This is a genomic window from Aquamicrobium sp. YD-1-mutant5 (assembly GCF_059509755.1).
The window spans coordinates 273,973-300,281 of sequence record NZ_JCAKKP010000004.1 but is presented as its reverse complement, the minus strand read 5'-3'; the positions used below and the strand labels follow the sequence as shown (position 1 = coordinate 300,281).

Genomic DNA, 26,309 nt, shown 5'->3' with positions numbered 1-26,309 from the left:
TTCAGGCCTTCAGCTTTCGCTCACCAGCCGGACGAATTCGCGTTCGGCTGCCGTCTCGTGATGCTGGCTGTGGCGAAGCATGAAGAACTTGCGGCGCGGCACCGGATAGTCCACCGCGACGAGCCGCCCCGCCTTCAGCGCATTCGACACCACCAGCCGAGACATGACCGTCGCACCAGCCCCCGATTCAACGGCCACGCGTACCGACTCGTTGGTGGGCAGCACAAGGCTGATTGAAACATCGGAGAGGCCGTGGCCATGCGCCGCCAGCATCGCCTCCAGTATGGAGCGGGTGCCGGATCCGTGCTCGCGCATCACCCATGGCGAGGACCTGAGGTCCAGCGCATTGCCGCCTTTGGCCGCGGCCCACGGGTGCGAAGGTGCGACCACAAGCGCCATGTCGTCATCGGCCACCGGCATCACGCCCAGCGCGTGGGCGTCCACCTCGCCTTCAACGAAGCCGATATTGGCCTCGCCCTTGCGCACCATGGCCGCCACCGTCTCGGTGTTGCCCATGGTCATGTCCACCGCCAAGCCGGGATAGGCGGAACGAAACGCATGAATGATACCCGGAAGCCAGTAGTTGCCGACGGTCTGGCTGGCGGCGAGGCGCAGCGAGCCGACCTTGAGCCCGGCCAGATCGGCCAGCACCAGTTCGGCGCTGGCGGCACGCGCAAGCACGGCTTTCGCCTCGGCAAGGAAGGTTCGGCCGGCATCGGTCAGCGCGATGCGCCGCCCGACCCGGTCGAACAGCTTCGTCGCATAGCGCGCTTCCAGCGCCGAGACGGCAGCACTCGTGGCCGACTGGGTGAGATTGAGATCGGCGGCGGCCCGCGTCACATGCTCGCGCTCGGCGACGGCAACGAAAATGCGCAACTGCTCGAGCGTCATCGCCTTGTTCTCAGACCAGAAGCTTCACCAATACCAGACTGAAGCCAGCGATAAACACAAACGCGGAAAGCGCAAGCAGAAGCGGCCGCAGGCCGCGCGACCTGATCTCCGATACATTGGCGTTCAGGCCCATGGCGGCCAGCCCCATGGTGAGCATCAGCGTGGTGATGAAGGCCACATGCGGGCGCAGCGCATCCGGGATGCCGACAAAGCTGTTCCAAAGAACCACGGCGATGAAGCCCAGCACGAACCAAGGCATCGGCGCGCGTCCGCCTGCCTCGCCTGCGCCAGCCTCGCCTCCCTTTGGCCGACGGGCGGCAAAGCCCATGGCGAAAACCATCGGCGCCAGAAGCGCAACACGGGTAAGCTTGGCCACGGTTCCCGCCTCGCCGGCCTGCGGCCCGTACTGGAACGAAGCGCCGATGACCTGCGCCACCTCATGGATGGAGGCGCCGGCCCACAGGCCGAAGGCGTTCTGGTCGAGGCCGGCAAGCGCGCCCAGCAGCGGATAGGCCAGCATGGCAACGGTGCCGAACAGGGTGATGGACGCCACCGCGTAAGCAACATCTTCGTCGCGCGCATTGGTGACGGTATTGGCAGCCACGATCGCCGAGGCGCCGCAGATCGAGGTGCCGGCGGCGATGAGCTGGGCAAGCCTGCGCTCGACGCCAAGCAGGCGCGCCACCGCCATGGTGAACAGGAAGGTCGCGGCCAGCGTCACCGCAACGATGCCAAAGCCGGCAATGCCGATCGAAGCAGCCTGATCGACGGTCAGCTGGAAGCCCAGCAGAACGATGGCCAGACGCAGCAATGTCTTCTGGCTGAACCGGATGCCATCCTTCGTATTGGCGGCAACGCCCACCGTGTTGGCGAACAGCATGCCGATGATGACGGCCAGAATCATGGGGCTGAAGATGACGAGACCCGGCATTTCACGCAGCGAATAGCCGGCTCCGGTAATCACGCCGACCAGCACCAGACCGGGCCAGATTCCACCGAAACGCCTGGCATTTGGGGCGGCGGCTATCGGCCCCGGCAGAAGGTTCTCGCTTGCAGACAATGCATTCTCCATTTCCTGTCATATGGGGAATGACATTTCCTGGATGAGCGATCCAACGCATTATTTGTATCGTAACGTTCGATTTTTCCGAACGATCGCCTTACGGGAACTATTGACGGCTTCTTTTCGGGCTTGCTGCGGGCCGCACTCGCCGCCATGGTGCATGTGATATGCCCTTTGAGACACTTACCCCGCACCAAACGGACCTGCCGCACGCCGCGCCTGAGGCTGTGCGGGCGAGCGCTTTCATGGGGCTTTGGCAGGTGCGGCGCAGGCTGGTCGATCATCTGGGCCAGACACACCTTGCCTTCACGGGGCAGGCCCGCATTGGTGCGGATAGCTTTATCGAGACGGGCGAGCTTCACAGCAACCGCGGCGTGATGGAATCGAAACGCCTCTATCGGCTCGCCATGGACGATACGGGCGCCGAGGTGCGCTTTGCGAGCGGATCGGACTTCATCCGGCTTGATCTTGCGCCCGATCAGCGTGTGGTTCATCACTGCGGCGACGACCTTTATGAAGGCCGCTTCCTGTTCCGCAGCCTCGACTGCTTCATCGAGTTATGGCGCGTTGCCGGGCCCCGCAAGCGCTATGCCAGCCTCACCCGCTACGAACGGATTCCAGCCGCGCCATGAACCCGCGACAAGATGCGGCTTGTGCAGTGCGGCATAGGGTGGTTCGCTGATCGTGGAAGCAGTTCGGGGGGTTATGGCGATGTACGAGCACATTCTGATTTCCAGCGACGGCTCGGAGGCCGCGCAGGCAGGCGTCGACCACGGACTGACGCTGGCGAAGAAGCACGGCAGCAAAGTGACGGCAGTGACCGTGACGGAGTCCCTCGGCGGCCAGTTCGCCTTCGCATCGGAATTGTGGGCGCCCAGCGAAACCGAGATTGCGGCGTTCGACGAATCGCAGGCCCGCATAGCCCAGCGCATTCTTGAACCGATCCGCCGCAAGGCCGAGGCGCTCGGCATCCCGATCGAGACCGTGCATATACCGTGGCGACTGGTGGCAGGCGCGCTTTGCGAAATCGCCGAGCAGAAGGGATGCAGCCTGATCGTCATGTCTTCCCATGGCCGAACGGGCATGAACCGGGTTATGCTGGGAAGCCAGACCGCCGAGGTGGTGGCCAAAGCCAAGGTGCCCGTTCTGGTGGTGCGCTGAGGCGGGAAAATTTCGCGTCAAATTCGGGGTGAGAGGAAAATGCCTGTAATCATCACCGAAATGAACCGATCCGAATGCTTAAGCCTGCTGTCCTCACAGCGGCTCGGGCGTCTGGCCTGCTGCCTTGACGGCCAGCCCTATGTGGTGCCGGTAACTTTCGCGTCCGACGGAAATTATCTTTACGGCTTCTCGCTTACCGGAAAGAAGATCGAGTGGATGCGCACCAATCCGCGTGTCTGCCTTCAGGTGGATGAACTCGCAAGCCACGGCGAATGGCGCAGCGTGATTGTCGATGGCAAGTTCGAGGAACTGCCCGACCGGATGGGCTGGAAGCACGCCCGCGACCATGCGTGGTCGCTGCTCAGCCAGCACGCCAACTGGTGGGAGCCCGGCGGCCTCAAGCCCGCCGACGAGAACCCGACGCCACATGTCTTCTATCGCATCATCATCGAAAATCTGACCGGCCGCAAAAGCGTGACCGAACCAGACTGATACGTCACGGAGCAACACAGGCTCCAACCGCCTGCGCCAGCGCCTCGATCTCATCCTCGCCCGCGCCATTGCGCCGCCATGCAAGGCCGATTTCGCGCGACGGCTGCGGTTCGGCAAAGGGCACGATGCGGATGTCGTTGCGGGCCGTCTCGGCCGGCACGGCAATCTCGGGGATCAGGGTCATGCCCATACCGTGCGACACCATCTGCAGCAGCGTCGCCATGGAGGTGGCGCCGAAATTGACGAGGCTGCGCCTGCCGGCCATGCCACACACGGCCAGCGCCTGATCGCGCAGGCAATGGCCCTCTTCCAGAAGCAGCAGGCGCCCGGTGTCGACCTGCGCTTCCGTCAGCGGCGACATCAGCACGTCACTGTCATTCGTGGCGGTGGCCATGAAGAAGTGGTCGCGAAACACCGGCCGGGTGGCGATGCCTTCATGATCGATCGGCAGGGCAGCCACCACCACATCCAGCCGGCCCTCGGCCAGATCGGCAATCAGCCGGTCGGTCACGGCCTCCTTCAGCTCAACCTCGATGGCGGGATAGGCGCTGCGCAGATGCGGCACCAGCTTCGGCACGAGATAGGGCGCGACCGTCGGAATGATGCCGAAGCGGACGGGACCGTCGAGCAGGCCTCCGCCACGACGGACCGCCTGCTCGAGCCGCTCGACGCCGGCAAGCACGCCGCGCACATGTTCCAGCACTTCCTCGCCCTTGCGGGTGAGCAGAATGTTGCCCCGGTTGCGCTCGACCAGCGTGACACCGAGAAAAGCCTCCATCTCGCGGATCTGCGACGACAGCGCCGGCTGGCTGACATGGACGAGTTCGGCAGCACGGCCAAAGTGAAGGACGGATGCGAGCGCCTCGAAATAGCGCATCTGGCGGAGCGTAAGCATGATAAGAAAATCCTATCGAAGATAGTTGGAAATACAATTGGAAATTATCGTGAGGGCGTGGGAAAAGTGTTGTTAGAAGAGTTCTAAACAGACACGGGTCGGCGCACAGCCTTTTCCGGTTCGTTGTCATGGCGGTGAAGAAACCGACGATCATCGTCCGGATCTCCGCCCGATTTTCACGAAGGCAGATCGAAACAGGAGGAACCATGTCTGATCGACCCACGCTGACCACCACCGCCGGCGCACCGGTGCCCGACAACCAGAACTCGATCACCGCCGGCGAGCGCGGCGGCGTGATGCTGCAGGACTACCAGCTCATCGAGAAGCTGGCCCACCAGAACCGCGAGCGGATCCCCGAGCGCGCCGTCCACGCCAAGGGCTGGGGCGCTTTCGGCACCCTGACCATCACCGGCGACATCTCGAAATACACCAAGGCCGCGGCGCTGCAGCCGGGTGCGGTGACACCGATGCTCGCCCGGTTCTCGACCGTTGCCGGCGAGATGGGCGCGGCCGACCATGAACGCGACGTGCGCGGTTTTGCCCTGAAGTTCTACACGCCGGAAGGCAACTGGGATCTGGTCGGCAACAACACGCCGGTGTTCTTTGTGCGCGATGCCTACAAGTTCCCGGATTTCATCCACACGCAGAAGCGCCATCCGCGCACCAACATGCGCTCCGCCACCGCCATGTGGGACTTCTGGTCGCTGTCCCCGGAAAGCCTGCATCAGGTGACCATCCTGATGTCGGACCGCGGCCTGCCGGTCGACCCCACCTTCATGAACGGCTATGGCTCGCACACCTATTCGCTGATCAACGCCGCCGGCGAGCGCGTCTGGGTGAAATTCCACTTCAAGACCCAGCAGGGCCACAGGCACCACACCAACACGGAAGCCGAGCAGATCATCGGCCGCACCCGCGAAAGCTATCAGGAAGCGCTGTTCGGCAAGATCGAGAAGGGCGACTATCCACGCTGGAAGCTGCAGGTGCAGATCATGACGGAGGAAGAGGCCGAAAGGACGTCCTACAATCCCTTCGACATCACCAAGGTGTGGCCGCATGGCGAGTTCCCGCCGATCGACGTCGGCGTCATGGAGCTGAACCGCAACCCGGATAACTATTTCGCAGAAATCGAGCAGGCGGCCTTCTCGCCGTCCAACATCGTGCCCGGCATTTCCTATTCGCCGGACAAGATGCTGCAGGCCCGCATCTTCTCCTATGCGGACGCCCACCGCTACCGGCTGGGCACCCACTACGAAAACATTCCGGTCAACCAGCCGAAATGCCCGGTGCATCACTACCACCGCGACGGCCAGATGAACACCTATGGCGGCATCCGCACCGGCAATCCGGACGCCTACTACGAGCCGAATTCCTTCAACGGCCCGTTCGAGGACGCCTCGGCCAAGGAGCCGCCGCTGAAGATCGAGGGCGATATGGCGCGCTTCGACCATCGGGTGGGCAATGACGACTACGTGCAGGTGCGCGCCCTGTTCAACCTGTTCGACGACGGCCAGAAAAGCCGCCTGTTCAGCAACATCGCCGCCGCCATGGGCGGTGTGCCGGGTCACATCATGGAGCGCCAGCTCGGCCACTTCCACAAGGTGCATCCCGACTATGCGGCCGGTGTGCGCAAGGCCCTGAAGGAAGCTCATGGCTACGAGGCCGACACGCTGAGTGCGGCTGAATAAGACCGCACGCATTTGCAGGACAAGAGCCGCGGGGTCCCTTCCCGCGGCTCTCTCTTTGTCGCTGGCTTTTGTGGCTGGCCCTTGCGTGCGGCAAGGTTCCGGACGGCCAAGGGTTGTGCCGCTGCATCCGGCAGCTTAGACCCTGTTTGAGCTTCACGAACGGATCGAACATCACATGCGCATGGGCGGAAGGCTGGCGGCAGCCATGGAAGTGCTGGCGGATATCGAGGGGCGGCAAAGGCCGGCCGCCGATGCGCTGCGCGACTGGGGCATTGCCCACCGCTTCGCCGGCGGCGGCGACCGGGCTGCCATCGGCAACATCGTCTATGACGCGCTGAGGCGCAGCCGCTCCGCCGCATGGCTGTTCGACAGCGGCAACCCGCGTGCGCTCGCCATCGGCGCGGTTCTGCTGGAATGGGGCGAGACGCCCGAGGGCATCAACGCCATGCTGGATGGCGACAAATTCGCTCCCCCGCCGCTGGATGATGCCGAGTTGCGAATCCTGCGCGAAAAACTGTCCGCCGATATGCCCGACGAGGTGCGCGCCGACTGCCCGGACTGGTGCGCGCCCCTGCTGCAACAGGCCTTCGGAGAAAACTGGACCGGCGAAGCGGCAGCCCTTGCCCGCCGCCCGCCGCTCGACCTGCGCGCCAACCTGCTGAAAGGAAGCCGCGACGCCGTTCTCGCCGCGCTTGCCGCCACGGGCGCGACCGCCACCGAAATCGCATCGCACGGCATCCGCATTGCGCCGATCGAAGGCAGCGGCCGGCATCCGAACGTGCAGTCCGGCGAGGCCTTCGCCGAAGGGCTCTTCGAGGTGCAGGACGAGGGCTCGCAGATCGTTTCCGAACTGGCGGACGCGCGCCCCGGCATGCAGGTTCTGGATTACTGCGCCGGTGCCGGCGGCAAGTCCCTCGCCCTTTCGGCGGCCATGTGCAATCAGGGCCAGGTCTTCGCCCATGATGCGCTGAAACCCCGTCTTGCACCGATCGTGGAGCGCATGAAGCGCGCCGGAAGCCGCAACATTCAGCTCGCCGCCGGAGCAAGTGAGCTTGCCCCGCTGGAAGGGCGCATGGACATCGTGCTGGTCGATGCGCCCTGCACCGGCTCGGGCACATGGCGGCGGCGGCCGGACACCAAATGGCGGCTCACGCGCCAGCAGCTCGACCAGCGCATCGCCGAACAGGCCGAAATCCTCGACATCGCCGCCGCCTATGTGAAGCCGGGCGGCCTGCTCGCCTATGTCACCTGCTCGGTTTTCCCAGAAGAGAATGGCGAACAGGTCAAAGCCTTTCTGGGCCGCGTGCCGGGCTTCGCGCCGGAAGACCATTCGAAGCTGTGGAACCGGCATTTCCCCGGCCACGAGGACCGCGTCGGCATCGGGACGGGCATTTCCCTGTCTCCGGATCGCACCGGAACCGACGGCTTTTACTTCTGCGCCCTGCGCCGCACTTGATCGTTGCCGCCCGCGCCCCAGTTTGAGATGGCAGGCGCCATTGCCTGCCATCTCAGGGGCCGATCGTGAACAAATATCTGTCGCTTGGCGTTTTCCTCGTTGCCGTGGTCGGCATCGGCATGTTCATCGGCATCGCGACGCCGCCCGGCGACTGGTATGCAGGGCTTGCCAAACCGTCTTTCAATCCGCCGAACTGGCTGTTCGCTCCGGTCTGGACGATCCTCTACATCCTGATCGCCATCGTCGGCTGGCGCACATGGCAACGTGAGCCGGCCGGCATCGACATGAAGCTGTGGTTTGCCCAGATGGCCCTCAACTTCGCGTGGTCCCCAGTGTTTTTTGCCGCCCATGCGCCTGCTGCCGCGATCATCATCATCGTCCTGCTTCTCTGGACCATCGGCATCTTCATTGCCCGAACCCTGAAGTCCGACCCGCCCTCGGCCTGGATGTTCCTGCCCTATTTCGCCTGGGTGAGCTTCGCCACGCTGCTCAACGCCGCCATCCTGCGGCTGAACTGAGGGGTTTCCCATTGCGCCCCCGGAAACGGTTCCCTCTTTTGCCGCGCATGTTCTATGTTCGCGGCCCATCAGTGATTCCGGGACAGGCATGAAGACCGACATCAAGCGCATCGCAGCGATCATTTCCGCCGAGATCAACGCACGGCCCGATCAGGCCGTGGCGGCGATCACGTTGCTGGACGACGGGGCGACCGTGCCCTTCGTCGCCCGCTACCGCAAGGAAGCGACAGGCGGGCTGGACGACACGCAATTGCGCACGCTTTCGGAGCGGCTTGCCTATCTGCGCGAGATGGATGCAAGGCGCGACAGCATCCTGTCGTCCATCCGCGAGCAGGGAAAGCTGACGCCGGAACTGGAAGGCAAGATCGCAGGCGCTGCCACCAAGGCCGAGCTTGAGGACATTTATCTTCCCTACAAGCCGAAGCGCCGCACCAAGGCTGAAATCGCCCGCGAGCGCGGCCTTGGCCCGCTGGCGGAAGCGATCCTTGCCGACCGCGCCGCCGTGCCGGCCGAGCTGGCCGCTGCCTACATCACCGACGAGGTGGCGGACGTGAAGGCAGCACTTGAGGGCGCGCGCGACATCATCGCCGAGCAGTTTTCGGAGAACGCCGACCTCGTCGGCCGCCTGCGCGGCTACATGCACGAACGCGCCGTGCTGCGGTCCCGCGTGGTGGACGGCAAGCAGGAAGAGGGTGCAAAATTCTCCGACTATTTCGATCATTTTGAGCGCTGGTCCGGCGTGCCCAGCCACCGGGCGCTCGCCATGCTGCGCGGCCGCAACGAGGAGGTGCTGTCGCTCGACATAGAAGTCGATGCCGACGACACCTCGCCGATGCTCCCCACCGTGCGCATGATCTGCGACGCATATGCCATCGGCCGCACGCTTCCGGGCGATCTCTGGCTCGCCGAAGTGGCCGGCTGGACGTGGCGCGTGAAGCTGTCGCTGCACCTGTCGCTCGACCTGATGCGCGACCTGCGTGAGCGGGCCGAGGAAGCGGCGATCCACGTCTTCGGCCGCAACCTGAAGGACCTTCTGCTGGCAGCCCCCGCCGGCTCGCGCGCGACCATGGGCCTCGATCCGGGCATCCGCACAGGTGTGAAGGTCGCCGTGGTCGATGGCACCGGCAAGGTGCTCGCCACCAGCACGGTCTATCCGTTCCAGCCGCGCAACGATCTGCGCGGCGCGCAGGCGGAATTGTCGTCGCTGATCCGCAGACATGGTGTGGAGCTGATCGCCATCGGCAACGGCACCGCCAGCCGCGAGACGGAGCGGCTGGTCGCCGACATGCTGTCCGATATGCCGGCTTCCGGGACAGCGCCGAAGCCCACCAAGGTCATCGTGTCGGAAGCCGGCGCTTCGGTTTATTCGGCATCGCAGACGGCTGCCGCCGAATTTCCCGATCTCGACGTGTCGCTGCGTGGCGCGGTCTCCATCGCGCGCCGCTTGCAGGACCCGCTGGCGGAACTGGTCAAGATCGAGCCGAAATCCATCGGCGTCGGCCAGTACCAGCACGATGTCGACCAGTTCCGGCTGTCAAAGGCGCTGGACGCCGTAGTCGAGGATGCCGTGAACGCGGTGGGCGTCGATCTCAACACGGCGTCGGCCCCGCTGCTGGCGCGGGTGTCGGGCCTCGGCACCTCGCTGGCCGAAGCCATCGTGCTGCACCGCAATCTCAATGGGCCCTTCGCCACCCGCAAGGAACTGCTGAAGGTGGCGCGCCTCGGGCCGCGCGCCTTCGAGCAATGCGCCGGCTTCCTGCGTATTCCGGATGGTTCCGAGCCGCTCGACGCCTCCGCCGTCCACCCGGAGGCCTATGACGTCGCCAAGAAGATCGTGGCGGCCTGCGGCCGCGACGTGCGCGCGCTGATGGGCGATAGTGCTGCTCTGAAGGCGCTCGATCCGCGCGTCTTCGCCGACGAGCGCTTCGGCCTGCCGACTGTGCGCGATATCATTTCCGAACTGGAGAAACCCGGCCGCGACCCGCGACCCAGCTTCCGCACCGCGACTTTCGCCGAGGGCGTGGACGACATCAAGGACCTGAAGCCCGGCATGCTTCTGGAAGGCACCGTCACCAATGTCGCGGCCTTCGGCGCCTTTGTCGATATTGGCGTGCATCAGGACGGTCTGGTGCATGTCTCGCAGCTTGCCGACCGCTTCATCAAGGATGCGCATGAAGTGGTGAAAGCGGGCGACGTGGTGAAGGTGCGCGTGGTCGAGGTGGACGTGAAGCGCAAGCGCATCGGGCTTTCCATGCGCAAGGATGGCGGAGCCCCGCAGCAGGAGCGGCGTCACAATGACGATGCCCGAGACAATACGGGCCGGCGCGGCTCCCATTCCGCAGCCAAGCCCAAACCCGACCGGGCCGGTCAAGGCATACCCCAGCAGGGCGCATTCGGCGCCGCCCTTGCAGAGGCGATGCGACGCAAATAAGCAGGGGGTTCGGGAGTCAAATCTGGCCCCGGCACGGTTTCGCCGGCGGCATTGCCAAAGGATGCTGGTCATGCAGATCGGAATGATGGGCCTCGGCCGTATGGGCGGCAACATGGTGCGCAGGCTGATGCGCGCAGGTCATGAATGCGTCGTCCACGACATCGACCCCAGGAGCGTCGCGGCGCTTGCGAGCGAAGGAGCTGTGGGGACTTCCTCCATGGAGGAGCTGGTCGCGAAGCTCGACAAGCCCCGCCACATCTGGCTGATGCTGCCGGCCGCCATCACCGGCGGCGTGGTGGAGCAGCTCGCCGCCCTCATGGAGCCCGGCGACACCATCATCGACGGCGGCAATTCCAATTACCGCGACGCGGTCGATTTGGCCGCGCGCCTCGCGGCGCAACAGATCAGCTTCGTGGATGTCGGCACCAGCGGCGGCGTGCACGGGCTGGAGCGCGGCTATTGCCTGATGATCGGCGGGCCGGATGAATCGGTGCGTCAGCTCGATCCCGTCTTCGCCACGCTCGCCCCCGGCGGCGATGACAGCGCGCCCGGAACCGCTGCGCGCGGCTATCTGCATTGCGGCCCGAGCGGTGCGGGTCACTTCGTCAAGATGGTCCATAACGGCATCGAATACGGCATGATGGCCGCCTATGCCGAGGGCTTCAACATCCTGAAAGCCGCCAATGCCGGCAAGCAGGAACGCAGCGCAGATGCCGAGACCAGCCCGCTTTCCGAACCGCAATATTATCAGTTCGACATCGATGTCGGGCAGGTCGCGGAAGTGTGGCGTCACGGCAGCGTCATCAGTTCATGGCTGCTCGACCTGACGGCCGATGCGCTGGCCGACGATTCCGAACTGTCGCAGTTCGGCGGGCGCGTCTCGGATTCAGGCGAAGGCCGCTGGACGGTGAAGGCCGCCATCGACACCGGCGTACCGACGCCGGTGCTGTCGTCGGCCCTCTACAGCCGCTTCGCCTCGCAGGGCCATTCCGTCTATGCCGAGAAGCTGCTCTCCGCCATGCGGCTGGCCTTCGGCGGCCATTTCGAGAAGAAGGGCTGAGGCTGCCGCCTCACCACCTCATCGGCGGCACATGAGGGACGGGCCTGCGCGGCCCGCCTCCCCCGTACGGGACCGGCGTAAAGCACCACGGACAGCGCGATGCCGCGCGCGGCAGATCGCGATTGCAGCCTCTGCAAACGGGGTCGTTCTGAATGGAAATCATGGAAACGCTCCTTCTGAGCAACGCAAGGCGCTGCGGGGAATGAGCCGCTTTCAGGCTTGTCCCGGTGCGAAAAGAGCGCGGCCGTCAGGATTCAGTCGCTTCGCCCCGGGCCATGTGCCGTGCTTTGCCGGCAAGCCTCGTCATTCGTATGAAAGTTTCCATGCACATGGCTGAAAAGCTAACCTCCAATAGCGGCTTTTCAAGGGCCGGGAGACTGCGGCGCGGCCATTTTCTGCTTTTATTCCAGCAGGTTGGAAGCATCTCGTTGTGACACGCCATGCAGAATTCGACAGGCAGGGCGACAAAGCGAAGAAAAGAGGCAGCAAATAGCCTCAAGGCGGCTGGACAGCCGAGAATCTCGTGCTATAACCCACGCGCTCTCGCAGAGTTTCCATGCCCTGCCGAGATCGGCCCAGGTAGCTCAGTTGGTAGAGCATGCGACTGAAAATCGCAGTGTCGGCGGTTCAATTCCGTCCCTGGGCACCACTGTTCCCCTCTCAGGACATTTTCTGGACCGCTCACGACTGATGGTCGCGCCTCTTTGCGATCGCCCGCCACACGTGACGCGCCTCACTCGCGCATTTTGCAGCCAGATGGAAACATCTGGCGTCGCATAAATGCTTCCACAACAAAGAGATAGAGCATTTCTGCGATTCGGAGAAAAGCAGAAATGCTCTCGCAATAAAGCGCGACCGGCGACGTTTCAGTTTCGCCGGCCGCGCTTCGGTTCATTGCTTCAGCAAGGCTGCTTTCAGCGGTCGAGAATCTTTTTAGACGCCACGGTGGAATCGGCATTCAGGCGGTAGATGATCGGCACGCCGGTGCCCAGTTCCACCTTCACCACCTCTTCACCCGTCAGCCCGTCCAGCGCCATGATGAGGGCGCGCAGCGAATTGCCGTGGGCGGCGACCAGAACCGTCTCGCCGCGCAGCACATGCGGCTGCATGTCGTGCATGTAGTAAGGCCAGACGCGCGCGCCGGTATCCTTCAGGCTCTCGCCGCCGGGAGGGGGAACATCGTAGGAGCGGCGCCACACATGCACCTGATCCTCGCCCCACTTGTCGCGGGCATCGTCCTTGTTGAGGCCGGCGAGATCGCCATAGTCGCGCTCGTTAAGCGCCTGATTGCGAACCGTCTCCAGATCGCTCTGGCCGACGGCGTCGAGAATGTGCTGGCAGGTCTTCTGGGCGCGCTGCAGATCGGAGGTGAAGGCGATGTCGAACTTCAGCCCGCGCTCCTTCAGCTTCTGCCCGGCAGCGCGCGCCTCGCCATGGCCCTGCTCGGTCAGATCGACGTCGCGCCAGCCGGTGAACAGGTTCTTCAGGTTCCATTCGCTCTGGCCATGACGCACGAGCACGAGGGTTCCGGACATGTTTGCTCCTTAACAGTTGCGTTGTCGCGAAACGGTCCGGCTCAGAGGCCGAGCACGTCGCGCATCGAATAGAGGCCGGGCTTCCTGCCGCGCGCCCACAATGCCGCCTTCACCGCACCGCGCGCGAAGATCGCCCGATCCTGCGCGTGATGGGAAAGGGTGATCGTCTCGCCATTGCCGGCGAGGATCACCGAATGATCGCCCGGCACCGAACCACCGCGCAGCGAGGCAAAGCCGATGCTGCCGGTATCGCGGGGACCGGTATGGCCATCGCGCACCCGCACATCGTTGCCGGAGAGCGGAATGCCGCGTCCGGTGGCAGCAGCCTCGCCCAGCAGAAGGGCCGTGCCGGAGGGCGCATCGACCTTGTGGCGATGATGCATTTCCAGAATCTCGATATCGAAATCCCCGGCAGCCAGCGCACGCGCCGCCTGTTCCACCAGCACCGCCAGCAGATTGACGCCGAGGCTCATATTGCCGGACTTCACGATGGTGGCGTGACGCGCCGCAGCTTCAATGCGGGCGTTGTCATCCGCTGAAAAGCCTGTGGTGCCGAGCACATGCACGATGCGCGCCTGCGCGGCATAGCCAGCGAATTCCACGCTGGCGGACGGCACCGTGAAATCGAGCACGCCGTCAGCCTTCGCGAAGGCTGCCAGCGGATCGTCGCTGACTTTCACGCCGCTGAGGCCAAGGCCTGCCAGCTCGCCGATGTCCTTGCCGATCGCTTCCGAACCCGGCCGCTCGATGGCCGCAACGACGCGCGCGCCAGCGGTCTCATGGACAGCGCGCACCAGCGCCAGCCCCATGCGGCCCGCTGCGCCGACGACGACCAGACCCATATCGCTCATATGTCGCTTCCCTTTACTTCCAGTTCGGTGCCGTCCGTGTCAGCCGCGTCCCCGACAAGACCCAGCCCGTTGTCGCCCTGATAGCGGAAGAAGCGGGCATAGACACTGCCCGGATCAGCCATCAGCCCCTTGTGGGTGCCCTGCTCCACCACCCTGCCCTGATCGAGCACGACAATGTGGTCGGCATTCACCACGGTCGACAGCCTGTGGGCGATCACGATGGTGGTGCGGCCGCGCATCGCCTCGTTCAGCGCCTGCTGGACCCGCGCTTCGGATTCATTGTCGAGCGCGGATGTCGCCTCGTCGAGCAGCAGGATCGGCGCATTGCGCACCATGGCGCGCGCGATCGACACGCGCTGGCGCTGGCCGCCGGAAAGGGTCGCGCCATTCTCGCCGATCTCTGTGTCATAGCCCTGCGGCTGCTGGCGGATGAAGTCATCGGCCGCGGCAAGCCGTGCGGCCAGCTCGATTTCCGCATCGGTGGCGTCCGGACGGCCATAGCGGATGTTGTCACGGATCGAGCCCTCGAACAGATAGGGCTGCTGCGAGACATAGGCGATCGACCGGCGCAGCGACTGCTTGGTCACGGCGGCCACGTCCTGCCCGTCGATGGTGATCGACCCGCCGTCCACATCGTAGAAGCGCTGCAGCAATGCCACCAGCGTGGACTTGCCTGCCCCCGAAGCGCCGACGATGGCCGTGGTTCTGCCCGGTGCGGCGGTGAAGCTCACCCCATGCAGCACGGGCTGCCCGGCTGCATAGGAGAACGACACGTCCTCGAAGCGGACCTCGCCCTGCCGGACCGAAAGCGTCGCCGCGTCGGGCGCATCGCCCTGCCTCGGCTCAAGGTCGAGGATTTCATAGATCATGCGCGCATTGACCAGAGCGCGCTCGACATTGACCTGCGTGCGCGCCAGCCGCCGGGCCGGGTCATAGGCCAGAAGCAAAGCGGTGATGAAGGCCAGCACATCGCCCGGCGGGTGATTGGTTGTGGAGGCCTTGTAGGACGCGTAGCCGATGACGCTTGCCACGGCGAAGCCGGCAAGGCTTTCGGTGATCGGCCCGAGCCGCTCCGAAACGCGGGCGATCTTGTTGTAGCGGCCTTCCGCCTGATCAACCAACTGGCCGATTCGTGCCGAAAGCTGATCCTCCATGGTGAAGGCCTTGACCACGGCGATGCCCTGAACGGCTTCCTGCATGGCGCCGATCAGATGCGAATTGATGTTGACGGATTCGCGCGTTACGCTCCTGACGCGGCGCATGATATAATTCACCGCCCACACCAGCGGCGGGCCGATAATCAGGATCGAGGCCGCGAGATAAGGCTGCTGCCAGACCATCACCCCGATCAGGCCGATCAGCGTGACCAGATCGCCGGCAACGGCGCGCAGCGTCATGCTCATCAGATCGCGGATGCCGGCGACATTCTCGTTGATGCGCGCCGCCAGCCTGCCCGAGCGGGTGTCGCTGAAGAAATCGACGCCGAGCCGCATCAGATGCTGGAAGATCCGCTTCTGATAGCGCGCCACGACATTGTTGCCGATCTTCGCCAGCGTGACCGAATAGCCGTAGGTGGCCAGACCGCGGATGAGGAAGATGGCGATGATGCCGCCGCAGATCAGGGGCGCCAGATCATAGCGCTGCGCCACGAAAATCTCGTCGACCAGCGGCTGCATGATCCAGGCGGCAAGACCGGCGGTGGCGGCCGAGATCAGCAGGCAGATGACGGTGAGGGTGTAGTGCCCGACATACTCACGGCCGTTCTCAGCGAAGATGCGCTTCAGAACGGCGATGACTTCACCGGGCTCGGGCTTGTTGCTTTTCTTGCCGACGGTCAAAACACGATCCGCTGCGTATATCTGCGTCTGAGAACGCCGGATGGCGCCCGGCCCCCTATTAGAGCTTTTGTGGGCGTTTGCCTATGGTCGGTGCTGAAAAATGGCGGGGGCATCTCCCGGTCACACCCGCCAGCGCCGCCCCTGCGTTTCGACACCGAAACCCGCTGGCGCCCGGGCGAAAGCGGCCAGCCCGGCAAGGGCGGCAAGCGGGTGGCTGACGACACAGGCGGGGATCCTGCGCATCAGTGCATTGTGGGGCGCCTTGTCCTCGAAGGCGGCGCGAAAGCTTCCGGCTTTCAGCGCCGGCACGATCTTCTGGGCAATGCCGCCACTGAGGAACACACCACCCCGTGCTTTGAACACCAGCGCCATGTCGCCGGCAACGCGGCCAAGCAGCGTGGCGAACATGTCCAGCGTTTCGGCGGCAATGGTGTCGCTTCGCGCCAGCCCGGCGGCAGTGATATCGGAAGGGGTCGTCAGCGCGGCCGGCCTGCCATCGGCCCGCGCAATGGCCCGGTAGAGATTGACCAGACCGCGCCCGCACAGCACATCCTCGCCCGAAACACGACCGTCGAGCGTTTCCAGATGAGGGAAAACCTCGTAGTCGCGCGCCGTGCGCGGCCCCAGATCGACATGCCCGCCCTCGCCCGGCACCGGAACCCAGCCGCCAAAGGCATGGACGAGACCGGCGACACCGAGCCCTGTGCCCGGCCCCAGCACCACGCGCGCCGCACCCGGCTCGGGCTCACCGCCACCGATTTTTTCCATGTGTTCAGGGCCGAGGGCCGCGACAGCCAGTGCCTGCGCCTCGAAATCGTTGAGCAACACCACATCGTCCAGCCCCAGATCGGCCAGCATGCGCTTCGGACGGATGATCCACGGGCAATTGGTGAGCGGAATGTCATCGCCCTCGATCGGGGCTGCGACAGCCAGAATGGCCGTGCGCGGTCGCAGCGAAGCATCCTGCAGCACCGTGGCGCGGATCGCGTCGTCGACGCTGGCAAAATCGGCTGTCCGGACGATGAAAGGCTCGCCCGCCTCTGCTGTCTCATCGCGAACGACGCAGAACCGGGCATTGGTGCCGCCTATGTCACCGATCAGCACCGGAAATGCGAAACGCATTGCACCAGCGTCTGAATCCGTCATCGCAATCCCCGGACTCTCATTCGTTGCCATGCGGTTTAGCGCATGGCCTGAAAAAGGAAAACGGGTTTTCGTCGCCGGTTAAAACGATTTAATGCCAGCCACTGCGATGATTGCCAGCCTGAGCGTCAGTTGACCGGGCGTGGGAAAGGCACCGGCACACCGATTTCGGGCGTCGGCGCAAAAGCACTCGCCGCGGCAGGCAGACCACCGGATGCCGCCAGCGCCGCAATCGGATCGGCCTTCGAGATCGTTGCCGCGCCACCGCCGGGATAGGTGACGGACGCCAGCGAAACCGGATCCGGCGCCTGCAGCACAGCGAGGCAGGCCTTCGGCAGGGACGCCATGGTCATGACGTCGCGGGCCTTCGGCGCATCGGGGTTCTTGTTGGGCCGCCACGGCTCTTCCGTGAACCACCATGCCAGCGACTTGTCGCAGCCTTCGCCCGCCGCCACCGTTTCCTGACGCTTGCAATCCGGGGAACCGGGCTGGCATCCGATGCGGATGTGGAAATGATAGTCATGGCCCCAGAACGGCCGGATCTTGCGCAGCCATGTGCGGTCTCCCGTTACCGTGTCGCAGAGCTTCTTCTTGATGCCGGGATGGACGAGGATGCGCTCGACTTCCCCGTAGCTTGCAGCACGCTTCAGCAGGCGGGCATGGGCCGGCGTCCAGCGCTTTTCGATCACCCTGCGGGTTTTCGGATCGATGAGCGACACGGCCGACATGTTCTCACGCTCCTGCGGCGTCAGGCGGCGGTCCGGCATGGGCGTGAACCAGATATCGGCATCGAGCCCGATCTGGTGCGAGGCATGGCCGGTCAGCATGGGGCCGCCGCGCGGCTGCGAAACGTCGCCCAGCAAAAGCCCCGGCCAGCCATCCTGCACCGCGTCGCGCGAGAACTTCTCGATCAGCGAGATCATCGCCGGATGGCCCCAGCGGCGATTGCGCGACAGGCGCATGGCCTGCCATGTCGGCCCGTCCGTGGCGATGGCGACGCCGCCTGAAAAGCAGCCCTTGGAATAGAAACCGATGGATTGCGGCTTCGTGGCGGCGGGCAACCGGTGCGAGCCGAACAGGTCCTTGGCCAGTTCCTGCGCGCCGGCCTGCTGCGGAAGTGCGGAAACGAGCATGGAAAACGCGGCAATCGCCGCAGCGCCCTTCATCATTCTCGTCCAGATTTTCCGCATGGCCTGCCTCCGGTCCGGTGCCCTGCACCGCAAATTCGCGAATCACATAATGTCGGGAACTGTGCCGCGATCAAGGCAAACGCATTTTGCTGCGCGATAAGCCTTCGCTCCAGTTGCCGTGATCCCACAGCGCGCGCAGGGCCGTCCGATAGTCCGGGAAACGGAAATCATACCCCGCCGCCCTGAGCGCCCTGTTGGAAACACGCTTGTTCTCGCCATAGAAAGATCGTGCCATCGGCGTCAGCTCGGCCTGATCGAACGGCACTTCCGGCGGAGGCTGAACGCCCATCAGGTAAGCCGCGTAGCTTACCACATCCTGTGGCGGGGCCGGCTCATCATCGGTGACGTTGAAGATGCCGCCTCTGTTCTGTCCCGCCAGAAGCGTCAGCGCACCGGCAATGTCGGCGACATGGATGCGGTTGAAGACCTGTCCCGGCTTGACCAGACGCCGTGCCGTGCCGTCGCGCAGATTGATGAAGGCATTGCGGCCGGGACCGTAGATGCCGGCCAGACGCAGGATTGCGACCGGGATGCCAGTGGCGTCGCCCAGCTCAAGCCATTGCTGCTCGGCATCGACACGCAGAACCGAGCGGCGCGATACCGGCCGGCACGGCGTCGTCTCGTCCACCCACGCGCCGCCATGGTCGCCATAAACGCCGACCGTCGAGAGATAGCCGATCCAGCGCAGGTGCGGCATGGCGCTGGCGATCGTCGCGCGCGCGGCATTCAGCACGGGATCGCCGCCCTCGTCCGGCGCGATCGAGACGACCAGATGTGTCGTTTCCCTGAGCCGGGCGACGATTTCCGGGGTCAGTTCGCCGTCGAACAGCAGCGGGCTGATGCCGCAGGAGCGCAGCAGATCGAATTTTTCGGGCGAGCGCGTCGTGCCCCAGACGGAAACGTCCGGCCCGCACAGGCTGGCGAAAGCACGGGCCGAATAGCCGGCGCCAAAGATGAAAACCTGTCCGACAGTCATGATTGCACCGGCTCCGATCACTGGTCGTCGTTGGTAGCCCCGTTGCCTGCCGCTGCGCAAGCAGCCACCCGGGCCCGCGCGATCAGGCACGGAACCGGGCAAAGCTGGTTTAACGAGGATGCCGCTGGAGCAACGCCAGCGCCATGAGGGTCACGAGCGGCATGAAGGTGGCGAAACCGGCCAGTGGCCACACACTCGCTCCGTCCAGAAGTACCACGAAGGCGGTGCCGATCAGGCTGACAATCAGGCTCTGGATGCAGAAATAGAGCCCGACCGCCGTTCCGGCCTGATCCCCAAAGGATTGCAGCGCACCGTTAGCGCTGACAGACACGGTAAAGACGATCCCGACCGCAGCCACCCACATGGGCAGAATGAATGCGGCCACGGGCGAGGAGGCCCAGAACGGGCCGATGAGCAGAGCCCCCGCCGAAGTGACCAGCAGGACCATGCCGCAGGTCAGGCCGCGCGCGTTGCCCCAGCGCCCGGCCATGCGCGGTACGATCCGGGTTGCAAGGATCATGACCACCGCCACGCTGGCAAAGGCGAGGCTGAATTGCATTTGGGTGAGACCTGCCTTGTCGATCAGCACGCGCGGTGCGGTCGAGAAGAACACGAAAAAGGTGCCCATGGCGCTGCCATAGCCCAGCGTATAGACCCAGAATGTCCTGTCGCGCAGCACATAGCCGAAGCGACCCCGCCGGCCCCGTCGCGAAGGCCGATGCGTTTCGTGCCAGCCGAATATGGCCGGCACCAAAGCCGCCATCCCCGCAACCGCCAGAAACAGGAAGATCGCCCTCCAGCCGAAAGTCACGGCTATGAGAGACCCCGCAACCGGCCCGATCGCAGGCACGAAGGCGAGGATGGCGCCGAACAGGCTGTAGATGATGCGGCCGTCATCGGTATCGGCATAAACGTCGCGCACGGTGGCGAACATGGCCACCAGCGCCGCCGAAGCCCCGCAGGCCTGCACGAAGCGCAGCCCCACAAAGACCCAGGCGTTTGCGGTGAGTGCCAGCGCCAGCGAAGCCAGGCTGAAGACCATGGCCCCGCCGAGCAGAACCGGCCTGCGGCCGAGGCGATCGGACAAGGGGCCAAATACGATCTGCCCGGCACCCAGCATGACCATGTAAAGGCTGAGCGTGAGCTGGATGACGGCTGGACTGGTGCCAAGTGCTGTCGGCATTTCCGGAATAACCGGCAGGTAAATATCCATCGCCAGCGAGGCGAGGATGTCGAAAGGCGCCATAAGGGCGAGCGCCCACGGGAGCGTATAGCTCCACGATCTGGAAAGATTGGAAAACATGAAGGCTTATCCGCTAATCGGGTTCAATCGGCGGCGGCCTTGCTGACGCAAATGGAGATGGTCGGGCAAAGGCCGCAACAGCAAAAGCAAGCTGTTGCGGCTTATCTGTCTGAGATTTCGACCTTGTTCATCGTAATGCCCTTGAATTGCAGACTGGTTCTTAAGCACTGGGAGCGGAAAAGTAAACCTACGCTCACAGCGCCTCAGGAGGCATCTGCCCATGCGCCTTTGACGGGGCGCCATTCTTCACGAACCTGCGGGTCGGCTTCGACAGGCAGTCTCTCTCCCGCCAGCACAGCGAAATCTTCAGCCGAAACCAGCCGCGACAGCGCCCAGACGGCAGCGCCCCGCACCAGCGGCGAGGCATCGGCGATCAGTTCCCGCACCGCTCCGGCAAGCCCCGGCTCGCCGGAATTGCCGGCGGCGATCAGCACGTTGCGGATGAAACGGTCGCGGCCAATGCGCTTGATCGGCGACCCTGAGAAGAAGGCGCGAAAGCCGGCGTCGTCAAGCTGCAGAAGATCGGCCAGCTTCGGCTCGCGCAGGTCGGCGCGGGCCGCAAGCTTAGCCTCGGAAGCGGTCTGCGCGAACTTGTTCCAGGGGCAGGCGGCAAGGCAGTCGTCGCAGCCATAGATGCGGTTGCCCATCGCCTCGCGAAATTCCGGCGGGATCGGCCCCTTGTTCTCGATGGTGAGATAGGAAATGCAGCGCCGCGCATCGAGCCTGTAGGGCACCGGAAAGGCATTGGTCGGGCAGGCGTCGATGCAGGCGCGACAGGACCCGCAGCGGTCGGTGTCGCGCGTGTCCGGCTCCAGCTCGGCCGTGGTGAAGATGGAGCCCAGAAACAGCCAGGAACCATGGGTGCGGCTGACCAGATTGGTGTGCTTGCCCTGCCAGCCAAGCCCGGCCGCTTCGGCCAGCGGCTTTTCCATGACCGGTGCCGTATCGACGAACACCTTCACGTCGCCGCCGGCGCGGGCGACGATCTTGCCGGCAATCTCCTTCAGCCGCCCCTTCATCACGTCGTGATAATCGCGGTTGCGGGCATAGACGGAGATGGCAGCCCTGTCGCGCAGCTTCAGGATGCCGCGCGGATCATGGTCCGGCCCGTAGTTCATGGCCAAAACGATGATGGAACGCACCTCCGGCCACAGCACGCTGGGGCTGGCGCGCCGCTCCAGCGTCTCGGCGATCCAGTCCATGGAGCCGTGGAAGCCGTCGGCGACGAACTGCGCCAGCCGTTCCGGGGCTTTGGGTATCGCATCCGGCGAGGTGACGGCACACAGATCGAAGCCGGCGCGCGAGGCTTCCCTGTCGATCAGCGCCCGCAGCTTGCCGGCGCCGGAAGTGCCCGTGTGAGAAGTCCCCCGGTCAGAAATCAAGGTCCGCATAATGGGACACCGGCGCCAGACCGCGCACCCTGTCTGAAAGCAGGGGGCGGAAGGAAGGGCGCGATTTCACCCGCATGTACCAGTCGCGGGCCGCGTTCTGCTCGCGCCAGTCGATCTCGCCCAGATAATCCAGAACCGAGAAGGCCGCAGCGGCGGCGAAGTCGGCATAGGTGATGCGCGAACCCGCCAGCCAGTGGCGCGTTCCCGCCAGCCAGTTGGTGTATTTCAGGTGCTGGCGGATGTTGGCGCGGGCTGCACGTATGGCCGCCGAATCGGGCGAACCGCCGCCGGCGGCCTCCGGCATCAGCGGCTTCAGCACCCGCTCGCGCACCAGATGGCGCGTCACTTCGCTCTCGGTCTTGACCAGATACCAGTCGACCAGCCGGCGGATTTCCGCCCGGTCCATGGGGTTCTCGGCAAAAAGCCGACGTTCGCGTTTCAGGACGCCGCGCGTTTCGTCCAGATATTCGGCAATGACGGTCGCACCTATGATCGGCACATCGCCCTCGGCCAGCAGGATCGGCAATGTGCCGGCCGGATTGAGCGCGAGGAACTCCCGGCGACGCGACCATGGGTTCTCTTCGACAAGAGCCAGTTCCTCGCCATACTCGCCGAAGGCAAGTCGGACGAAGCGGCAGGCGGCGGACATCGGATGATGAAAAAGCGTCAGCATGGTCTCTTGGGTCAAAAAAGCGCACTGGCGAATCGATATCCGCGCCGGTAAGTCATGGCGGTCCAAACCAACGGACTGTCAAGCTTTGCGAGCTATAGGGTCAGAACGCCGTTCTGACAAGCAAACTGGGATCATCCACACTCATGGAAAACCAGACGATCATCGAAGCCCTTCTGCTTGGACTGCTGGAGGGCCTGACCGAGTTCATTCCGGTCTCCTCTACGGGCCATATCCTGCTTGCAGGGCACTTTCTCGGCTTCGAATCCACGGGCAAGGCCTTCGAGGTGCTGATTCAGCTTGGCGCCATCCTCGCCATATTGTCGGTCTATGCCGCCCGCTTCTGGGCATTTCTGAAGAGACCTGATCGCTTCAAGGTCATCGGAGAGGTGATCGTGGGCGTGATTGCGGCACTGATCTGGATGGGCGGCTGCGCCTTCGAGTTCGTTTCCGCCCTTGTCCGCCGCAGGCGCCCCAACCTGTTCCTGCCGCCCCAGCTTCCCGAAGATCCGGCGGTGCGCATGCTGGTCGGCCTCGCCATTGGCTTTCTGCCCGCCGCCATCATCGGCGTCATGGCGCACGGCTTCATCAAGTCGGTGCTGTTCGAGACGCCGAAGCTGATCTGCGTGATGCTTATTCTGGGCGGCATCGTGCTTCTGTGGATCGACAAGCTCGATCTCAGGCCGAAATATCACGAGGTGAGCCAGTTCCCGCTGTCGCTCTATCTCAAGATCGGCTTTTTCCAGTGCCTGGCCATGATCCCCGGCACATCGCGCTCCGGCGCCACCATCGTCGGCGGCCTTCTGATGGGCGCGGACAAGCGCGCGGCAGCGGAATTCTCGTTCTTCCTCGCCATGCCGACGATGCTCGGCGCGTTCACGCTTGATCTCTACAAGAACTGGAATGCGCTTTCCGCGTCCGACCTGCACATCATCGGTGTCGGCTTCATCGCCGCCTTCTTCGCTGCCGTGATCGTGGTGCGCGGCCTGCTTGGCTATGTCAGCCGCCACGGCTACAAGCTGTTCGGCTGGTGGCGGCTGGTGGTGGGCACGGTCGGCCTCGCCGCCCTCTACATCGTCGGCTGACGGAAACTCCGTCAGCCCTGTTGATGCGATATCTGCCTCAGGCCGTCAGGCGGCGCTGGAACTGGCCGGCGGCGCGGAAACGCCACAGATAGCTCGGCAATATGGTTGCCATCGACTGCGCCTCGATGCCGAGACCTGAAAGCGTGCGTCCTTCAGCTTCTGCCTCCTGCGACACGACATTGTCGGAGCGCAGCTGCTCAAGCTGATCGGGGGTCAGCAGGGGCTTCGGCAACAGGCCAAGGAACGAAGCGGCCAGTTTCGACACCCACCATGGCAGCGGAACCAGCAGGCGCTTGCGCTCGACAACGGCAAGCATTTCCTCCAGGCACTGACGGAAGCTGGCCACCACCGGACCGCCAAGCTCGTAGGTGCTCCCGGCAACGGCAACACCGTCGACCGACAGCGCCACCGCCTCTGCCACATCGGCCACATAGACGGGCTGGAACCGCGTTTCACCGCCGCCGATCAGCGGCAGCGCCGGCGAATAGCGGGTCATGGCGGCAAAGCGGTTGAAGAAGCGATCTTCGGGACCAAAAATGATGGAGGGCCGGAAGATTGTGGCATCGGGCACGGTGTCCCGAACCGCCTTTTCGCCCCGCGCCTTGGTGCGGGCATAAGCGGATGGAGACTGCATGTCGGCTCCGAGCGCCGAAACATGGGTGAGACGTGCGCCGACGCCACGGGCGGCCTCGGCGACGGCACGGGCGCCGAATTCATGCACCGAGCCGAATTTCTGACGCCCGCTCTCAGTCAGGATGCCGACGAGGTTGATCACATGATCGGCCCCGATCACCGCCTGATCGACAGACTTGCGGAACCGCAGATTGGCCTGAACGGCCTGAATCTGGCCGACATTGCCAAGCGGCTGGAGATGTCCGGCAAGGTCGGGGCGGCGGCAGGCGACGCGGACGCGATAGCCGCGCCGCGCCAGCGCGCGCACGACGTGCCTTCCTACGAATCCAGACCCACCGAAAACGACCACGAGTTTGGGAGTTTGCAGGATTTCTGTCATGACGGGCTCCGGCTATGCGCCCCGGCACCGCCGGGGCTTGGCTGAAGCCGCTTCATAGTCCGTTTCTTGGCCGAGGCAAAGTGCGATCGGTGGTCGCTCCCACCGATCGCAGCGGATCAGAACGCCTTGCCCAGCCGTGCATCCACGGAATGGCGGTTCGGACCACGGATGACGAAGTAGAAAAGCATCGCCGACCACAGGATCGACGTCTCGGCGCCCGCATAGCCCTGACCCATGGTGACCCAATGGAACCACACGGTGACCAGCAGCACGATCAGCCCGGCAAAGGCCGACGGACGGGTCAGGAAGCCGAGCAGGAGGAAGATGCCGCCGAAGAACTCGGTGCACGACAGAAGCAGGGACCAGAAGGCGCCGGGATAGAAGCCGAGCCCCTGAACCATTTCGGCCGCGCCGAACGGATCGACGATCTTGGCCGAGCCATGGATGGCAAGGATGCCGCCGGTGACGACGCGGAGCAGGGTTTCCGAGCCTTCATGCAGCGCTGCATAGATGCTGCCGAGGCCGGGAATGATCAGACGCGGACGCCCGTTTTCGGTGGTGATGGACATAAATTTTCTTCCTGTTGCGGAGGCGCTCCTAACGCCTGAAGCCCTCTTCACGGTCAAATGAAATAAAGTTGAGTAAGAAAGCAAGGTTCAGCCCGGTGACAGTGCGTTTCAAAAGAGTGGCCATCCGCCATGCGAAAAGGCAAGGCAGGCTCAACGAAATAGCATTTGAGTGATGCACAAAAACGCGCAACGCTGTGCGGATGCGCTGAGCACCTTGCATCCTGCCGGATCAGCAATGGTTGTTTCAGCATTTTTATTGGGCGTCGAACCGATCCGGAAACAAATTGCTTCGGCCTGGTGATGACGTGAGGGGTGAGGAGAGATCAATCGCTGATGTCGGGACCATTTGACGGAAAACATATCATCGTGACCGGCGGCACCGGGGCGCTGGGCAGCGTCGTCGTCGGCAGACTCATTGAGCAGGGCGCTATCTGCCATGTGCCCAATACCCACGCGGAACCGCCCGCGCATTTTCCCTACTCCACTCATCCTAATGTCAGGCTGAGCCACAACATCTATCTGGCCGACGCCAAGACCGTGGATGCCTTTTATGCGGGCGTGAATGATCTTTGGGCATCCATCCATCTGGCCGGCGGTTTCGGTGCCGCGCCAATCGACAAGACCGAATCCGCGTCCTTCGAGGAGCTTCTCGAAACCAACGTCCACACCAGCTTCTTCTGCTGCCGGGCAGCGGTGCGCAGCATGATGGCGGGCGGCAACGGCGGCCGCATCGTCAATGTCGCCGCCAAGCCCGGCCTCAACCCGCGCCGCGGTTCGGGCATGGTCGCCTACACCACCAGCAAGGCGGCGGTTGCCGCCATGACGGTGTCGCTGGCCGAGGAGGTCAAGGCCCGCAACATTCTGGTCAACGCGATCGCACCTTCCATTCTGGACACGCCTGCCAACCGGGCGGCGATGCCGGATGCGGACTTCGGCAAATGGGTAAGCCTCGAGACCGTGGCCGCGACGATCGCCTATCTGGTCGCCCCCGCCAACGAGGCGATGAGCGGCGCTCTTATTCCACTTTACGGCCAGTCCTGAAAATCAGCCCGAACTGCAACGACAGATAAAAAAAGACCCGCCGGATCGCT

General features: G+C 64.1%; 24 protein-coding genes and 1 tRNA gene. 11 read left to right on the top strand and 14 right to left on the bottom strand.

Annotated elements, in window-relative coordinates; translation table 11 throughout:
- Positions 1–9: 9 nt before the first annotated feature.
- Both AC5XE7_RS09105 and AC5XE7_RS09100 read right to left on the bottom strand, forming a co-directional pair.
- Positions 10–891 carry a LysR family transcriptional regulator gene (locus AC5XE7_RS09105; RefSeq protein ID WP_495365752.1) on the bottom strand — a complete coding sequence of 294 codons (882 nt, stop codon included), beginning with the start codon at positions 889–891 and terminating at the stop codon, positions 10–12.
- 10 nt (positions 892–901) lie between these two features.
- On the bottom strand, positions 902–1,951 hold the full coding sequence (locus tag AC5XE7_RS09100) for a YeiH family protein (protein WP_239800293.1): 1,050 nt from the start codon (positions 1,949–1,951) through the stop codon (positions 902–904).
- Positions 1,952–2,199: 248 nt separating this feature from the next.
- Here AC5XE7_RS09100 and AC5XE7_RS09095 point away from each other — a divergent pair, with 248 nt between their 5' ends.
- From AC5XE7_RS09095 to AC5XE7_RS09085, 3 genes are all read left to right on the top strand, one after another.
- Positions 2,200–2,586: a DUF6314 family protein gene (locus AC5XE7_RS09095; RefSeq protein WP_495365751.1), complete on the top strand. Its 387-nt coding sequence runs from the start codon at positions 2,200–2,202 to the stop codon at positions 2,584–2,586.
- A 79-nt stretch (positions 2,587–2,665) separates the two neighbouring features.
- A complete protein-coding gene (locus AC5XE7_RS09090; protein ID WP_495365750.1) occupies positions 2,666–3,115 on the top strand; it encodes a universal stress protein in 450 nt (149 codons plus the stop codon).
- A gap of 39 nt (positions 3,116–3,154) precedes the next feature.
- A complete protein-coding gene (locus AC5XE7_RS09085; protein ID WP_495365749.1) occupies positions 3,155–3,607 on the top strand; it encodes a pyridoxamine 5'-phosphate oxidase family protein in 453 nt (150 codons plus the stop codon).
- Positions 3,608–3,611: 4 nt separating this feature from the next.
- Here AC5XE7_RS09085 and AC5XE7_RS09080 read toward each other — a convergent pair whose 3' ends face one another.
- Complete coding sequence (locus tag AC5XE7_RS09080; RefSeq protein WP_495365748.1) at positions 3,612–4,502, bottom strand: hydrogen peroxide-inducible genes activator; 891 nt, start codon at positions 4,500–4,502, stop codon at positions 3,612–3,614.
- A 206-nt stretch (positions 4,503–4,708) separates the two neighbouring features.
- On the opposite strand from AC5XE7_RS09080, the gene katA reads away from it, so the two are divergent.
- The 6 genes from katA (at position 4,709) to AC5XE7_RS09050 (ending at position 12,304) form a co-directional block, all read left to right on the top strand.
- Complete coding sequence (gene katA / locus AC5XE7_RS09075; protein WP_495365747.1) at positions 4,709–6,190, top strand: catalase KatA; 1,482 nt, start codon at positions 4,709–4,711, stop codon at positions 6,188–6,190.
- 175 nt (positions 6,191–6,365) lie between these two features.
- Positions 6,366–7,646, top strand: a complete 1,281-nt coding sequence (locus AC5XE7_RS09070) for an RsmB/NOP family class I SAM-dependent RNA methyltransferase (protein ID WP_495365746.1) — start codon at positions 6,366–6,368, stop codon at positions 7,644–7,646.
- 65 nt (positions 7,647–7,711) lie between these two features.
- On the top strand, positions 7,712–8,164 hold the full coding sequence (locus AC5XE7_RS09065; RefSeq protein WP_495365745.1) for a TspO/MBR family protein: 453 nt from the start codon (positions 7,712–7,714) through the stop codon (positions 8,162–8,164).
- An 88-nt stretch (positions 8,165–8,252) separates the two neighbouring features.
- On the top strand, positions 8,253–10,595 hold the full coding sequence (locus AC5XE7_RS09060) for a Tex family protein (protein WP_495365744.1): 2,343 nt from the start codon (positions 8,253–8,255) through the stop codon (positions 10,593–10,595).
- On the top strand, positions 10,570–11,655 hold the full coding sequence (gnd, locus tag AC5XE7_RS09055; protein ID WP_495365743.1) for a phosphogluconate dehydrogenase (NAD(+)-dependent, decarboxylating): 1,086 nt from the start codon (positions 10,570–10,572) through the stop codon (positions 11,653–11,655). The genes AC5XE7_RS09060 and gnd overlap by 26 nt, the downstream gene beginning before the upstream one ends.
- A 573-nt stretch (positions 11,656–12,228) precedes the next feature.
- Positions 12,229–12,304, top strand: a tRNA-Phe gene (locus AC5XE7_RS09050).
- 265 nt (positions 12,305–12,569) lie between these two features.
- Here AC5XE7_RS09050 and AC5XE7_RS09045 read toward each other — a convergent pair.
- The 9 genes from AC5XE7_RS09045 to AC5XE7_RS09005 form a co-directional block, all read right to left on the bottom strand.
- Entirely contained in the window at positions 12,570–13,190 is a 621-nt protein-coding gene (locus AC5XE7_RS09045; RefSeq protein ID WP_495365742.1) for a 2,3-bisphosphoglycerate-dependent phosphoglycerate mutase, read from the bottom strand.
- A gap of 41 nt (positions 13,191–13,231) precedes the next feature.
- Entirely contained in the window at positions 13,232–14,041 is an 810-nt protein-coding gene (dapB, locus tag AC5XE7_RS09040; protein ID WP_495365741.1) for a 4-hydroxy-tetrahydrodipicolinate reductase, read from the bottom strand.
- Positions 14,038–15,879, bottom strand: coding sequence for an ABC transporter ATP-binding protein (locus AC5XE7_RS09035; RefSeq protein ID WP_495365740.1), 1,842 nt, complete (start codon positions 15,877–15,879; stop codon positions 14,038–14,040). Before AC5XE7_RS09035 ends, dapB begins: the two co-directional genes overlap by 4 nt.
- Before the next feature lie 120 nt (positions 15,880–15,999).
- Positions 16,000–17,025, bottom strand: coding sequence for a glucokinase (locus AC5XE7_RS09030; protein ID WP_495365739.1), 1,026 nt, complete (start codon positions 17,023–17,025; stop codon positions 16,000–16,002).
- Between the two features lie 125 nt (positions 17,026–17,150).
- Positions 17,151–18,212 carry a penicillin-insensitive murein endopeptidase gene (mepA, locus tag AC5XE7_RS09025; protein WP_183826607.1) on the bottom strand — a complete coding sequence of 354 codons (1,062 nt, stop codon included), beginning with the start codon at positions 18,210–18,212 and terminating at the stop codon, positions 17,151–17,153.
- Positions 18,213–18,282: 70 nt separating this feature from the next.
- On the bottom strand, positions 18,283–19,188 hold the full coding sequence (locus AC5XE7_RS09020) for an NAD-dependent epimerase/dehydratase family protein (RefSeq protein ID WP_495365738.1): 906 nt from the start codon (positions 19,186–19,188) through the stop codon (positions 18,283–18,285).
- A gap of 109 nt (positions 19,189–19,297) precedes the next feature.
- Positions 19,298–20,491 (bottom strand): CmlA/FloR family chloramphenicol efflux MFS transporter, encoded by a 1,194-nt coding sequence (cml, locus tag AC5XE7_RS09015; RefSeq protein ID WP_495365737.1) that lies wholly within the window; start codon positions 20,489–20,491, stop codon positions 19,298–19,300.
- A 203-nt stretch (positions 20,492–20,694) separates the two neighbouring features.
- Complete coding sequence (gene queG, locus AC5XE7_RS09010; protein WP_495365736.1) at positions 20,695–21,882, bottom strand: tRNA epoxyqueuosine(34) reductase QueG; 1,188 nt, start codon at positions 21,880–21,882, stop codon at positions 20,695–20,697.
- On the bottom strand, positions 21,863–22,555 hold the full coding sequence (locus AC5XE7_RS09005) for a glutathione S-transferase family protein (protein WP_239800277.1): 693 nt from the start codon (positions 22,553–22,555) through the stop codon (positions 21,863–21,865). Before AC5XE7_RS09005 ends, queG begins: the two co-directional genes overlap by 20 nt.
- A 143-nt stretch (positions 22,556–22,698) precedes the next feature.
- Between AC5XE7_RS09005 and AC5XE7_RS09000 the strand changes: the two genes are divergently transcribed.
- On the top strand, positions 22,699–23,637 hold the full coding sequence (locus tag AC5XE7_RS09000) for an undecaprenyl-diphosphate phosphatase (RefSeq protein WP_495365735.1): 939 nt from the start codon (positions 22,699–22,701) through the stop codon (positions 23,635–23,637).
- Between the two features lie 37 nt (positions 23,638–23,674).
- On the opposite strand, the gene AC5XE7_RS08995 is transcribed toward AC5XE7_RS09000, so the two are convergent.
- Together AC5XE7_RS08995 and AC5XE7_RS08990 are read right to left on the bottom strand one after the other, a co-directional pair.
- A complete protein-coding gene (locus tag AC5XE7_RS08995; RefSeq protein ID WP_495365733.1) occupies positions 23,675–24,649 on the bottom strand; it encodes a complex I NDUFA9 subunit family protein in 975 nt (324 codons plus the stop codon).
- A 116-nt stretch (positions 24,650–24,765) separates the two neighbouring features.
- A complete protein-coding gene (locus AC5XE7_RS08990) occupies positions 24,766–25,218 on the bottom strand; it encodes a DoxX family protein (protein WP_495365732.1) in 453 nt (150 codons plus the stop codon).
- A gap of 333 nt (positions 25,219–25,551) precedes the next feature.
- Between AC5XE7_RS08990 and AC5XE7_RS08985 the strand changes: the two genes are divergently transcribed.
- On the top strand, positions 25,552–26,259 hold the full coding sequence (locus AC5XE7_RS08985) for an SDR family NAD(P)-dependent oxidoreductase (protein WP_495365731.1): 708 nt from the start codon (positions 25,552–25,554) through the stop codon (positions 26,257–26,259).
- Positions 26,260–26,309 lie beyond the last annotated feature (50 nt).

What these genes read in the sequence shown, in the direction of transcription:
- AC5XE7_RS09105 (WP_495365752.1), bottom strand. Translation starts at nt 891, where the DNA reads ATGACGCTCGAGCAGTTGCGCATTTTCGTTGCCGTCGCCGAGCGCGAG.
- AC5XE7_RS09095 (WP_495365751.1), top strand. Translation starts at nt 2,200, where the DNA reads ATGGGGCTTTGGCAGGTGCGGCGCAGGCTGGTCGATCATCTGGGCCAG.
- AC5XE7_RS09090 (WP_495365750.1), top strand. Translation starts at nt 2,666, where the DNA reads ATGTACGAGCACATTCTGATTTCCAGCGACGGCTCGGAGGCCGCGCAG.
- AC5XE7_RS09085 (WP_495365749.1), top strand. Translation starts at nt 3,155, where the DNA reads ATGCCTGTAATCATCACCGAAATGAACCGATCCGAATGCTTAAGCCTG.
- AC5XE7_RS09080 (WP_495365748.1), bottom strand. Translation starts at nt 4,502, where the DNA reads ATGCTTACGCTCCGCCAGATGCGCTATTTCGAGGCGCTCGCATCCGTC.
- katA (WP_495365747.1), top strand. Translation starts at nt 4,709, where the DNA reads ATGTCTGATCGACCCACGCTGACCACCACCGCCGGCGCACCGGTGCCC.
- AC5XE7_RS09070 (WP_495365746.1), top strand. Translation starts at nt 6,366, where the DNA reads ATGCGCATGGGCGGAAGGCTGGCGGCAGCCATGGAAGTGCTGGCGGAT.
- AC5XE7_RS09060 (WP_495365744.1), top strand. Translation starts at nt 8,253, where the DNA reads ATGAAGACCGACATCAAGCGCATCGCAGCGATCATTTCCGCCGAGATC.
- AC5XE7_RS09045 (WP_495365742.1), bottom strand. Translation starts at nt 13,190, where the DNA reads ATGTCCGGAACCCTCGTGCTCGTGCGTCATGGCCAGAGCGAATGGAAC.
- dapB (WP_495365741.1), bottom strand. Translation starts at nt 14,041, where the DNA reads ATGAGCGATATGGGTCTGGTCGTCGTCGGCGCAGCGGGCCGCATGGGG.
- AC5XE7_RS09030 (WP_495365739.1), bottom strand. Translation starts at nt 17,025, where the DNA reads ATGACGGATTCAGACGCTGGTGCAATGCGTTTCGCATTTCCGGTGCTG.
- mepA (WP_183826607.1), bottom strand. Translation starts at nt 18,212, where the DNA reads ATGCGGAAAATCTGGACGAGAATGATGAAGGGCGCTGCGGCGATTGCC.
- AC5XE7_RS09020 (WP_495365738.1), bottom strand. Translation starts at nt 19,188, where the DNA reads ATGACTGTCGGACAGGTTTTCATCTTTGGCGCCGGCTATTCGGCCCGT.
- cml (WP_495365737.1), bottom strand. Translation starts at nt 20,491, where the DNA reads ATGTTTTCCAATCTTTCCAGATCGTGGAGCTATACGCTCCCGTGGGCG.
- queG (WP_495365736.1), bottom strand. Translation starts at nt 21,882, where the DNA reads ATGCGGACCTTGATTTCTGACCGGGGGACTTCTCACACGGGCACTTCC.
- AC5XE7_RS09005 (WP_239800277.1), bottom strand. Translation starts at nt 22,555, where the DNA reads ATGCTGACGCTTTTTCATCATCCGATGTCCGCCGCCTGCCGCTTCGTC.
- AC5XE7_RS09000 (WP_495365735.1), top strand. Translation starts at nt 22,699, where the DNA reads ATGGAAAACCAGACGATCATCGAAGCCCTTCTGCTTGGACTGCTGGAG.
- AC5XE7_RS08995 (WP_495365733.1), bottom strand. Translation starts at nt 24,649, where the DNA reads ATGACAGAAATCCTGCAAACTCCCAAACTCGTGGTCGTTTTCGGTGGG.
- AC5XE7_RS08990 (WP_495365732.1), bottom strand. Translation starts at nt 25,218, where the DNA reads ATGTCCATCACCACCGAAAACGGGCGTCCGCGTCTGATCATTCCCGGC.
- AC5XE7_RS08985 (WP_495365731.1), top strand. Translation starts at nt 25,552, where the DNA reads ATGTCGGGACCATTTGACGGAAAACATATCATCGTGACCGGCGGCACC.